This window comes from Desulfurellaceae bacterium (genome assembly GCA_021296095.1).
Lineage (GTDB): Bacteria > Desulfobacterota > Binatia > Bin18 > Bin18 > JAAXHF01.
This window is the reverse complement of record JAGWBB010000109.1, coordinates 1-10,963: the sequence shown is the minus strand read 5'-3', so window position 1 is coordinate 10,963 and position 10,963 is coordinate 1. Positions and strand designations below refer to the sequence as shown.

At 61.1% G+C, this 10,963-nt stretch carries 12 protein-coding genes and 1 tRNA gene; 11 read left to right on the top strand and 2 right to left on the bottom strand.

Annotated features, from left to right (window positions below):
* Positions 1-477: 477 nt before the first annotated feature.
* The 11 genes from J4F42_19685 to J4F42_19635 all read left to right on the top strand — a co-directional run bounded on the left by J4F42_19685 (position 478) and on the right by J4F42_19635 (position 9,896).
* Complete coding sequence (locus J4F42_19685; protein MCE2487740.1) at positions 478-1,011, top strand: hypothetical protein; 534 nt, start codon at positions 478-480, stop codon at positions 1,009-1,011.
* An 11-nt stretch (positions 1,012-1,022) separates the two neighbouring features.
* The gene (gene ppk1 / locus J4F42_19680; protein ID MCE2487739.1) at positions 1,023-2,585 is read left to right on the top strand and encodes a polyphosphate kinase 1; all 1,563 of its coding nucleotides are present in this window, start codon (positions 1,023-1,025) and stop codon (positions 2,583-2,585) included.
* A 256-nt stretch (positions 2,586-2,841) separates the two neighbouring features.
* Complete coding sequence (locus J4F42_19675) at positions 2,842-3,492, top strand: site-2 protease family protein (GenBank protein MCE2487738.1); 651 nt, start codon at positions 2,842-2,844, stop codon at positions 3,490-3,492.
* 17 nt (positions 3,493-3,509) lie between these two features.
* Positions 3,510-4,250, top strand: a complete 741-nt coding sequence (locus J4F42_19670; protein ID MCE2487737.1) for a segregation/condensation protein A — start codon at positions 3,510-3,512, stop codon at positions 4,248-4,250.
* Positions 4,251-4,264: 14 nt separating this feature from the next.
* Complete coding sequence (gene scpB, locus J4F42_19665; protein ID MCE2487736.1) at positions 4,265-4,969, top strand: SMC-Scp complex subunit ScpB; 705 nt, start codon at positions 4,265-4,267, stop codon at positions 4,967-4,969.
* 79 nt (positions 4,970-5,048) lie between these two features.
* Positions 5,049-5,753: an rRNA pseudouridine synthase gene (locus J4F42_19660; GenBank protein ID MCE2487735.1), complete on the top strand. Its 705-nt coding sequence runs from the start codon at positions 5,049-5,051 to the stop codon at positions 5,751-5,753.
* 68 nt (positions 5,754-5,821) lie between these two features.
* Positions 5,822-5,898, top strand: a tRNA-Met gene (locus J4F42_19655).
* A gap of 115 nt (positions 5,899-6,013) precedes the next feature.
* Positions 6,014-6,733: a DUF433 domain-containing protein gene (locus J4F42_19650; GenBank protein MCE2487734.1), complete on the top strand. Its 720-nt coding sequence runs from the start codon at positions 6,014-6,016 to the stop codon at positions 6,731-6,733.
* Positions 6,669-7,145 (top strand): hypothetical protein, encoded by a 477-nt coding sequence (locus tag J4F42_19645; GenBank protein ID MCE2487733.1) that lies wholly within the window; start codon positions 6,669-6,671, stop codon positions 7,143-7,145. Before J4F42_19650 ends, J4F42_19645 begins: the two co-directional genes overlap by 65 nt.
* Positions 7,146-7,171: 26 nt before the next feature.
* A complete protein-coding gene (locus tag J4F42_19640) occupies positions 7,172-8,302 on the top strand; it encodes an ADP-ribosylglycohydrolase family protein (GenBank protein MCE2487732.1) in 1,131 nt (376 codons plus the stop codon).
* Between the two features lie 646 nt (positions 8,303-8,948).
* The gene (locus tag J4F42_19635) at positions 8,949-9,896 is read left to right on the top strand and encodes a hydroxymethylglutaryl-CoA lyase (GenBank protein MCE2487731.1); all 948 of its coding nucleotides are present in this window, start codon (positions 8,949-8,951) and stop codon (positions 9,894-9,896) included.
* Here J4F42_19635 and J4F42_19630 read toward each other — a convergent pair.
* Entirely contained in the window at positions 9,893-10,414 is a 522-nt protein-coding gene (locus J4F42_19630) for a MaoC family dehydratase (GenBank protein ID MCE2487730.1), read from the bottom strand. The two genes, J4F42_19635 and J4F42_19630, sit on opposite strands and share 4 nt — an antisense overlap.
* A gap of 18 nt (positions 10,415-10,432) precedes the next feature.
* Positions 10,433-10,963 (bottom strand): MaoC family dehydratase (locus J4F42_19625; protein ID MCE2487729.1); only part of this gene is annotated, 531 nt, incomplete at its 5' end.

Below are 10,963 nucleotides of genomic sequence, written 5' to 3'. Positions count from 1 at the left end.
TCCTGCTGTCATACTATCATCACACACAGTCTGGCAGAACTAGAGCCGTTCTCTACACCCCTCCTTGCCCTGACAGAGAGATCCCCCCCAGGTATTGCCTCTCTGTCAGGCCCTCCCTCTCTTCGGCGAGAAAAACCCATATGTCGTGGGGATGTCATATCCTTGTAACACACGCTGTGTATAAGGAACTGATCGAACCTGGAGGAACCGCCCGTACCCTGTGTCGCATGAATAAAGCCGCGTCCAGCCTGCGCCGCAAGCAGCCGTCTTGTCAAAACAAATTTTTCCCGCTACAGCGGTCTGTGATTACCACGTTCCTCGAACAGTTGGGAAAAATTCCTGCCGAAGAACGGGTCTACCGTGGCCTCAAGGCTGAGCGGGCTGATACTATTGTCGCCGGGATGGTGACAATTGAGGAGATTATGCTGCGCAGCGGTTTCTCGAGCCTTACCGTTCTTCCCCAGGGAGGAGTCCGACATGGCATCCTCATGCGAGAAACCTTCGACCCACCCGGCATCTCCTCTCAGCGAGCTGCCATTCATCAACCGCGAGCTGTCCTGGCTGGAGTTCAATAAGCGGGTCCTGGAAGAAGCCCAGGACGAGAGCGTGCCCCTGTTGGAACGGGTCAAGTTCCTGTCCATCTTCAGCTCAAACCTCGACGAATTCTTCATGGTCCGGGTCGCGGGCGTCAAGCGACAGATCAGCGAGGGCAACTTTCGGGTCGGCCCGGACGGGCTGATGCCCACTCAGGCGCTGGCGGCCATTTCGGCTCGGGTCCACGAGCTGGTTGATGAGCAACACCGGTGTTTCCTGGATACAATCCACCCCCAACTGGCCGAGGCGGGCATCCACTTTGTCACCCCGTCGGACTTGGACGGCGAACAAGAGCGCTTCACCCGGTTCTCACCCCGCTGGCCATTGACCCCGGTCACCCGTTTCCGCACCTCGCCAATCGATCCCTGTACCTGGTCGCCGGGCTGCGGCCGCTGGGCCAGTCGCATCTGCCGCTGACCCCCCTGGCCATGGTCCATATCCCGGGCCATGTGGTGCCGCGTTTTATTTCTCTGCCTGCCCGATCCGGTCAGTACATCTTTATTTTGCTTGAGGACGTGTTGCAGCACTACCTGCCCCGTCTGTACCAGGGCTATGAGATTCTGTCCTGTCAGGCGGTCCGCGTCACTCGCGACGCTGACTTCGAGCTGCCCGAGGATCGCTTACAAGACATACTGACCAGCATTGAGGAAGCCATGCGCGAGCGACGCATGGGCACCGCCATACGGCTCCAATACGACACAGACCTGCCGGCAAACATTGTGTCTCTGTTGGTACGCGAGCTCGATCTCCAGCAGTCCGACCTGTACGCCAGCAAGGGCTTCACCGCCTTTACCGATCTGTTCCAGCTCTACGCTGCGGTCGATCTGCCGCAGCTCAAAGACCGCCCCATGCCCCAGCTGTCGGTTCCGGCTTTCGAGCGCACGACGAGCATCTGGCAGGCGATCCGGGACAACGATATTCTGGTCCACCACCCCTATCAGTCCTTTGACGCGGTCACCAATTTTGTCGAAGAAGCCACCCGCGACCCCAATGTGCTGGCCATTAAGATGACCCTCTACCGGGTGAGCCCCAGCTCGCCCATTGCCCGGGCGCTGACCAAGGCCGCCGAAGCCGGCAAGGAAGTCGCGGTTCTGGTCGAGCTGCGCGCCCGTTTTGACGAAGAGGCCAATATCTCCTGGGCGCGCGCCCTGGAAGAGGTCGGCGCGCATGTGGTGTACGGCTTGGTCGGCTACAAGACCCACTGCAAAGCCTGTCTGGTCGTCCGCCAAGAGGAGGACGGGATCCGTCGCTACTGCCATCTGGCCACCGGTAACTACAATGCCAAAACCAGCAGCATCTACTGTGATCTGGGACTGTTCACCTGTCGGGAATCGTTTGGTGAAGATCTGACCCAGCTGTTCAATATGCTGACCGGGTACACCCAGTCGCAGGACTTTCATCACCTCCTGGTCGCCCCGACCCAGCTCCGAGACAACATGATCAGCCGCATTCGGCGCGAAATCGAACACGCCCAAGCCGGCCGTCCCGCCCGCCTCATTGCCAAGCTCAACAGCCTGGTCGACCGGATCCTGATCGAAGAACTCTACGCGGCCAGCCAGGCCGGGGTCCAGATCGACCTGATCGTTCGGGGCATTTGCTGCCTGCGGCCCGGGCTGGCGGGCGTCTCGGATAATATCCGTGTGATTTCCATTATCGACCGTTTTCTGGAACACGCCCGCATCTTTTATTTTCAGAACGCCGGCGAGCCGGAGTACTTTTTAGCCTCTGCCGACTGGATGCCGCGCAACCTCGACCACCGGGTCGAGGTCGCCTTTCCCGTGCTCGACCCCGGACTCCAGGCCCAGCTCGGCCATATCCTGGCCATTCAGCTGGCCGACTCGACCAAAGCCCGGGAAGTTTTGGCCGACGGCTACTCGCGCTACCTGAGCCGACAGTCCGCCACCCCAATCCGCTCCCAGGAGCGGCTGTACGAGTTTACCCGCACCGGCGAGATGCTGCCCGACATCCCAGGCTCCGAGGACTCCCCCTGAGCGAATGTCAAAGATAGCGCCAATCTTAAGAACCAGTCATGAACGCTATGCGCCCGGCGGCTTTCACCCAATTTTCACCCGACTGTCATGCGGGTGTTACATGCTGAGGGCTAGATAGGTCCTGCCTACACCCCCTGTAGCAAGGCTGGCTGTGGCGGTCGCCCTTCCCTCCCCAGGAGCACCTCCCAGCCAGCCCCCTCCCACTCTTGCCCCTCGTCTCTTGTCTCTCCAGCCGTGAGCTTATACACTGAGCGCGATGGAGTTTGTGGCAAAAGTCGCCTTTTGGTCGGTCCCAGTACTGATCGCGGTCATCCTCCACGAGCTGGCCCACGGCTACACGGCCTACCGGCTGGGCGATCCGACCGCAGCCCGGCTCGGACGGCTGAGCCTGAACCCGATCAGCCATGTCGATATGTTCGGCACCATCCTGCTCCCCCTGTTCCTGGTCATGACGGGTTCGCCCATCCTGTTCGGCTACGCCAAGCCCGTCCCGGTCGATTTTACCAATCTGCGCAACCCCCGCCGGGATATGGTCTATGTGGCCGCCGCCGGCCCGGCCATGAATCTTTTCCTGGCTACGCTCTCGGCCTTTTTGCTCCACCAACTCCAGGCCGGTCAGCTGCCGGTTGACCTTCCCCAGGCCCAGCCGGCGAGTATGGGTCTGGTGGCGGCCATGCTCACCGCCAGTGTCTTCATCAATGTCGCCCTGGCGGTATTCAACCTCTTTCCCCTGCCCCCCCTGGACGGCGGACGGGTGGCTGTCGGCCTGTTGCCGCGCGGCCTGGCCTTCCCCCTGGCGCGCCTTGAGCCCTACGGCATGTTCATCCTTATCGGGCTGCTGATGACCGGAATCCTGGGTGACATGATTCGCCCGGTCACCGTCTTTCTCTTGGATGCCCTGCTGTAGAAGATCGGTGCAGTGTGATGTCGTACCGCGTCAGACTCGATATTTTTGAAGGACCGCTCGACCTGCTCCTGCACCTCGTCAAGAAGAACGAAGTCGATCTCTCAGACATTCCGGTCGCCACCATCACCGACCAATATCTCGGCTACCTCGACCTGCTGCACCAGCTCGACCTTGACCTGGCCGGAGAATATCTGGTCATGGCCGCCACCCTGTTACACCTCAAGTCACACCTGTTGCTGCCTACCCGCGAGACGACCGAGGAGGAAGCCGGACCCGACCCCCGGGAAGAGCTGGCCCGTCAGCTGCTCGAATATCAGCGCTTTCAGGAAGTCGCGCTCGGGCTCGGCCGCCGACCACTGCTGGGACGGGATGTCTTTACCCGCCGGCCGCTACCCACCGAAGAGCAGGCCAAGCACGTGCATGATGTCGGGCTGGGGGACTTGCTCGACGCCCTGCAGGAGGCGCTGAAAAAAGCCGAGCCCGAGTTGGTACACGAGATTGTGCTTGAGCAGATCTCTCTGCGCGAGCGTGTCAGTTTAGTTCTCGACCTGCTGCGGGAGCGTGGCCGCATCAGCTTCACCGAATTATTCGCGGCCGAAACAAGCCGATTACAAATCCTGGTGACCTTCCTGGCCAGCCTGGAACTGGTCCGCAGCCGGATGATCGACGTGCACCAAACGGCCCCCTTCGGTCCCATTTTCCTCAGCCTGGCCGTCAGTCCAGACACCCCGCTGCCGCACGGCCTGGAACAGCTCTGAGGCTCAACACTGCCATGCATTCCGCCGAACTCAAAACGATTGCCGAAAGCCTGATCTTTGCCGCCGGCGACCCGGTCTCTCTGCGCCGCCTGTCAGAAGTCATCGGCGTGACACCGGCGGAAGTGAAACCGGCCATATCGCTGTTGCGCGAAGAATATCAGGCCGCAAACCGGGGGATTGTCTTTGCCGAGGTCGCCGGCGGCTACCAGTTCCGCACCGCGCCGCATCACGCGGAGTACGTCAAGACGCTGCTGCAAGAAAAACCCGGCAGGCTGAGTCGGGCGGCCTTGGAAACCCTGGCCATCATTGCCTACCGCCAGCCCATCACCAAGCTGGAGATCGAGTCGGTGCGCGGGGTTACCGTTGATGGCGTTATCCACTCGCTGCTGACCAAGCAGCTGATCCGCGAGATGGGTCGTAAAGACGTGCCCGGTCGGCCGTGGGTGTACGGCACGACTCCCCAGTTCCTGGAACTCTTCGGTCTGAACGACCTGACCGATCTGCCGCCGCTGCCCGACATCCACGAACCAAGTCTCAACCCCCTGGCCGACCACGCTCTCGACGGGACGCCTGACAGCGTACGCGGGGGAGACGACGCCAGCGGCGGAGAACGCCATGCCCAAACCCAAAACATCCCGAGCCGCGCGGCTGAGTCCCAAGACTCGCCGAGCGACGACACAAACGGCCAGGACACCAGACCGGACAGCAGACCGGAGTGACGCGAACGCTCCACCCTCCCAAGCGGTCCAGTCGCCCAGCTCTCCCGCACCACCGCGAGCGCAGCGCCTGCACAAACTTTTGAGCCAGGCCGGCGTCAGCTCGCGTCGGAAAGCCGAGACACTGATCGAGGCTGGTAAGGTCCAGGTCAACGGCCAGACGGTCACCCGGCTGGGGACAACCGCGGACCCGAGACGCGACACCATTGTTGTCGACGGCCGGCCCGTCTCCTTCGACTCGGCGCGGCTGTATTTTCTGCTCAACAAACCGACCGGTGTGGTCAGCACCCTGGCCGACCCGGAAGGGCGGCCAACGGTCCGCGAGCTGCTCGGCGAGGTACGCGAGCGCGTCTTTCCAGTTGGTCGGCTCGACTATCACTCGGCCGGGCTGCTGCTGCTGACCAATGACGGAGAGCTGACCGCCCGCCTGCTGCATCCGCGCTATCAGATCCCCCGGACCTACCATGCCAAGCTGAGCGGCGCATGTGGGCCGCGTGTACTGGCCAAATTGAAACACGGCGTGCGTCTGGCCGACGGCAGCCTGAGCGGACCGGCCGATCTCCGCACTATCCGTCGTAGCGAGCGCAAGAGCTGGATTGAGATCACCCTGCGCCAAGGACGCCACCACGAAGTCCGACAGATGTGCGACGCCATCGGCCATCCGGTCGAAAAGCTGATCCGGATCCGTTTCGGTCCGATCCTGCTCACGGATCTCGCGCCGGGCGCCTATCGTCCGCTCGCCCCGTTCGAGATCCAGTCTCTCAAGCGAGATGTCGGCCTCTCTTGACTTCGCCCGGCGCAGTCGATACATACACTGGTGAGCGACACAGGTTCTGTGTCGTTTTCTTTTCTTGACGCGGGGTGGAGCAGCCCGGTAGCTCGCGAGGCTCATAACCTCGAGGTCCTAGGTTCAAATCCTAGCCCCGCAACCAATCTGACGCCCCGAAGTTGCTAAGACTTCGGGGCGTTTGGGTTTGGGCACGGCCGCTGTTGACATCTCGCCCTTATGGTGATTGGAGACGGCTTTTAGGAGGAGAGCAACACCTCATGAGGAGGGCAAAAGGAGATCTCTACGGTGGACAGGATCCCCGTGAGCTTCCGGCATACAGCATCCCGGAGGCGGCTCACTATCTGCGTCTGCCAGTTGCGACCCTCCGGACATGGGTCCGTGGCCGCTACTACCCGACGCTCCACGGTCGTCAGCGTTCTGAGCCAGTGATACATCTCGCCGATACGGAACGCGCTCTGTTGTCCTTTGTGAATCTGGTTGAGGCACATGTCCTGGCGGCTATTCGTCGCCAACATCAGGTACCGTTCCCAAAAGTCAGAAGCGCGCTCCAGTATCTCGCACACCACTTTCCCTCTCAGCATCCACTGGCCGATCAAAGCTTTGCAACGGACGGCTTACATCTTTTTGTCGAAAAGTTCGGGCAATTGATTGCCATCTCGGATGAAGGCCAACTCAATATACGCCATATGCTGGAAGCTCATCTGCAGCGGATTGAGCGAGATATATCAGGGCTTGCCGTCAAACTGTATTTGTTCACCCGACAGGACGAGTCCGCAACTTCCCCACGCGTCATTGTTGTCGACCCGCGCATCGCGTTTGGGCGACCGGTGCTGGTCGGTACCCGCATTCCAACCGAAATTATCTATCAACGCTTCGAGGCTGGAGAATCGATAGCACAACTCGCGGATGACTATGGCCGCACGTCGTCAGAAATCGAAGAAGCGCTCCGTTGCGAACACTATAGAAACGCCGCCTGAGGTTCTCACCTTCTTTCTCGACCAAAATTTGGGAGACAAAGTTATTGCCCGAGCGCTCCGTCAGCAAGAACTCAACGTAGAACTGCTGAAGGAACACTTTGCGATAGACGCCCGGGACGAAGACTGGCTTCCTGATGTAGGTCGGCGAAGCTGGCTGATTCTCACCAAGGATGACCGCATACGCAGACGGTCGGTCGAGCGCGAGGCGCTGATGCAGAGCGGGGCTCGTGCTTTCATTCTGCCCTCGGGTAATATGTCCGGTGACGAGATGGCCTCAGCTATTGTTAAGGCACTCCCAGAAATTCGGAGGTTCGTTGCAAGCACTCCCCCACCTTTCGTTGCGCGCATATCTAAAGCGGGGACAGTGCGGTTGTTAGACCCAGAACGACCTCCACGGCCAAAGACAAGATAGGCCGACGGCGAGAGGAATGAACCACTATGCCGAACACATTTGACGATAAAATCAGAGGCATGCTCCTGCTCGGAGCGTATGGCGATGCGCTCGGCGCCGCCCAGGAGGGCCAGGAAACGCCGACTCCGGACCCGCTGCCGACACGCCTGGTCGCCCGTGACATGCCCGAGTGGGGCGAAGCCTGGGGAACCTGGCTGCCGGCGATTGTGCACGCCAAGAGAATCGGTATGCCGACCGACGATACCTGCTATCGCCTGTGTGTCCTTCACCCCTGGCTGGCGGCGATTGCTGATGACGACCGGACGTTTGACGAGGCGTCCCTGCGCGACTTCATGGCCGCTCTCCGGCACGAGCCGCTATATCCCGAGTGGTATTCGTTCGCCTGTCGAGATCACCTCACAGCCTGGCTGGACATGTTTCAGGCCCACCAAGAAAACCGCAGCGAGGGCTTGTTCAGTCCAGGGGTTCCAGGCGTCTTCGGCCTCTTCCTGTATCTGGAAATGGCCGCCGTCCGGCACGGCACGACTCCGCTCGAAACCTTTACCGTGTATCAACGGCAGGCCAGCCTCGACCAAGGCTATGCCAAAGCCGTGACCGGCTTTGTAGCCACCCTCGTGTCTCTGGCGGTGAATGAAGCTGCGGAAACCAGCTCTTTTGGCGACTGGTTCTTCGACCGCGGCCGCGCCGTGCTGGACGACCTGGCCGCTGCGACCCAGACTCAAGAAGCCGCCTCCCTGCGCGGCGTGCTGGAGGCCATGGCGCAACTCGGCCGCGAGCTGCGCGGTGAAACAGAGTCTACTCTCAATACCGTTTTTAAGCAGCGGGTCCTTGACCCGCCGATGCCGCCCTTTCTCGACCACGCCTTTCTGGGCGGGCTGCACGACCCCTACCGTGTCCTGGCTCAGCTCACAGCCACGATTGCCTACGCGCCCGACGATCCAGCCACGGCGCTGCGCGCCATCGCCCATAGCTGCGGCAACACCGCCACACTGGCCTCGCTGCTCGGCAGCCTGCTCGGAGCCTGGTACGGGGCCGAGCAGCTGTCCACGCTCCACACCGAAGGGCTCGACTTCCAAGCCGAACTCGACATCGTTGAGACGAATCTGACCGAGCTGTTCCACTTCGACCTGGGCCAGCACGGCCTCCACTCGAGCTGATACGGCGCGGCGCTGCGACGGAAGGCGTTGCGGGCTATGGTGTAATAGGCTGTATCCAGACCGTTGCTCAGCTCGCGTTTGTGGAAGCGCATGCCGATCTTTTCCAGCACGCGGATCGAAGCCGCATTCGGCGCATCGGTACTGGCGCTGATCGTCGGAAAGCCACGCTCCTCAAAGCCAAACCGCAGTAGTGCCCGGGCCGCCTCGGTGGCCAGGCCCCTGTTCCAGTGGCTCGGAACAAGGCCGTACAGCAGCTCCAACCGGGCGGGCTGGTGGAAGGGCCAAAAGCCGCAAAAGCCAACGGCCGTGTCTGCCTGGCCGGACAGCATGAGCCAGAGGCCATCCCCCTGGTGCCGAAACTGGGCCAGGCTGGCCTCGACTATCTCAGCCGCCTGGCTGCGGGCGATGATCTGATCGTCCCACACATATTTACGCACGCCCGGATCGGTCCAGATATGGTGCAGCACCTCGATATCGTCCCGCCGACACGGACGCAGCCGCAGCCGAGCGGTCTCAATACACGGGAGTCCTGCCTTCATGCGTCTTCCTCCAGGGGCGCGCGGACTGCTTGGACTGCTTGCGCGCCTCTGGCGGGCTTGATAAGCCTCGCTGAATTGACTGTATTCTCTTCCAAGGAGCGACGCCCATGGCACTGCCGCGCAAAGTCAAAATCGTTGATCTCACCGCCCGCGACGGGCTGGAAGGCTTCAAACATCTCATCCCTGTCGAGTTCCGGGTCGAGCTGATTGACCGTCTGACCGAGGCCGGGTTTCCTTCGATTGAAATCGGCGAGTTTGTCAGCCCCCGGGTGATTCCGGCCATGCAGCTGACCGATCAGGTTGCGGCTCAGATCAGGCAGAAACCCGGGGTTGAATACAGCGTCCTGGTTCCCAATATGCGTGGCTTTCAGGACGCTCTCAAGGCCGAGGCCAGGTATATTACGATTTTCGGCAGCGCCACCGAAGCCTTCAGCCGGGCCAATATCAACTGCACAATCGAGGAGAGTTTCGTCCGTTTTGAGCCGGTTGCCGCAGCGGCACAGGAACACGGAATCGGGCTGCGGGGAGCGGTTTCGTGTGTGGCCGGGTGTCCGTATGAGGGTGAGGTTGATCCCCACACAGTGGCCAAGCTCGTTGCCCGTTTTTACCGCATGGGCTGCTATGAGATCGGGCTCGGGGACAGCATCGGGGTCGGGACGCCAAAGTCGATTCAGGCCATTATCCAGGCGTGTCTGGACGAGGGGGTTCCGGTCTCCGTCCTGACCGCCCATTTTCACAACACCTGCGGGATGGCACTGGCCAACTGTTATGCGGCCCTGGAGATGGGAGTGAGCGTACTGGAGAGTGCCTGTGGCGGCCTGGGCGGCTGCCCGAATGCACCTGGCGCCAGCGGCAATCTGTCGTCCGAAGAGCTGATCTACATGCTGAACGGTCTGGGCATTGAGACCGGCGTGGATCTGGACAAAATCGTCGAAATCGGCCGCTGGGCCACCCAGGCGGTTGAGCGGCGGCTCGATTCCAAGGTCGGCGAGTCGATGACCAATCCCGATATGACGTATTTCAGCAAGGTCGACCACGGCGTGTTCGCGGCTTAATAGCCCGCCGCTTCATACGGCCCCTGGCCGCGCTTATACAGCAGAATCCGCCGCTCGAACGAACACACCTCCCCGCCGCGCTGGTTCAGGGCCCGCGTCTTCACCGACAGAATGCCCTGGCCGGGGCGGGAGGCGGATTCCCGTTTGCCGAGGATCTCGGACTCGGCGTAGATCGTATCCCCGGCGTGAACCGGCACCGGGAACTGCATGTTGGTCCAGCCCAGATTGGCCACCACCTTGCCGAAGGTCTTGGTCGTCAGCGCCGTCAGCACACTGATCAGAAAAGACTCGCCGATGACCGCCTGCCCGCCATAGACCTTCTCGTTATAGACCGCATCCACATTGCGCATGGACAGATCCAATGAGCGGATGGCGTGCAGCCGGCTCTCTTCGGCGGTGAAGGTGCGGCCCGGCCGATGCTCAAAGATCTGCCCCTCGGCAAAGTCCTCAAACTCGATCCCGGCCACTTCGATGTAGGTGTGGTCGGCCACTTTTCGGTGCGAGTAAAATGTCGCCATGGTGTCTATCTCTGGTAATCAGTAGCCGGCCTTGTCAAACGGAATGCGGTCGCGCTTATACACCAGCAGGGCGTACTCCATGGCGCACACGATCCTGCCAGCCTGGTTGATGCCACGTGTCACCACCGTCAGCTGTCCACACTCCGCATCGTCTGCGGCAGCGGCTTTGTGGGTGATCTCGCTCTCGGCGTACAGCGTATCACCGCCAAACACGGGAGCGGTCATCTTGATTTCCGCCCAGCTACAGATCCGATTCTTTTTATTAAACGTCTTCCACGTCAGCCCCATCAGCCGCTGCAACGTCAGGGTGCTCACCCCGAGCGGCTTTTTCCACTCGGTCTGGGCCGCATAGTTGGCGTCGAAGTGCAGCATGGCCTGGTTGAGGGTATCGACCGTCTCTTCCACATTGTCCTGCTGGGAGATGGTAATCCCCGGTCGGTGTTGAAACACCTGCCCGACCTCGAAGTCCTCAAAATCCAGGCCATAGCGCTCGCGGTAGCGGTTCTCGCCAACCTTGACATAGGCGGAAAATGCAAACTCAGCCATAAC

Excerpts from the sequence above, each read along its gene's own strand:
- J4F42_19685 (MCE2487740.1), top strand. The coding sequence starts at position 478 with ATGGCATCCTCATGCGAGAAACCTTCGACCCACCCGGCATCTCCTCTC.
- ppk1 (MCE2487739.1), top strand. The coding sequence starts at position 1,023 with ATGGTCCATATCCCGGGCCATGTGGTGCCGCGTTTTATTTCTCTGCCT.
- J4F42_19675 (MCE2487738.1), top strand. The coding sequence starts at position 2,842 with ATGGAGTTTGTGGCAAAAGTCGCCTTTTGGTCGGTCCCAGTACTGATC.
- J4F42_19670 (MCE2487737.1), top strand. The coding sequence starts at position 3,510 with ATGTCGTACCGCGTCAGACTCGATATTTTTGAAGGACCGCTCGACCTG.
- scpB (MCE2487736.1), top strand. The coding sequence starts at position 4,265 with ATGCATTCCGCCGAACTCAAAACGATTGCCGAAAGCCTGATCTTTGCC.
- J4F42_19650 (MCE2487734.1), top strand. The coding sequence starts at position 6,014 with ATGAGGAGGGCAAAAGGAGATCTCTACGGTGGACAGGATCCCCGTGAG.
- J4F42_19645 (MCE2487733.1), top strand. The coding sequence starts at position 6,669 with ATGGCCGCACGTCGTCAGAAATCGAAGAAGCGCTCCGTTGCGAACACT.
- J4F42_19640 (MCE2487732.1), top strand. The coding sequence starts at position 7,172 with ATGCCGAACACATTTGACGATAAAATCAGAGGCATGCTCCTGCTCGGA.
- J4F42_19635 (MCE2487731.1), top strand. The coding sequence starts at position 8,949 with ATGGCACTGCCGCGCAAAGTCAAAATCGTTGATCTCACCGCCCGCGAC.
- J4F42_19630 (MCE2487730.1), bottom strand. The coding sequence starts at position 10,414 with ATGGCGACATTTTACTCGCACCGAAAAGTGGCCGACCACACCTACATC.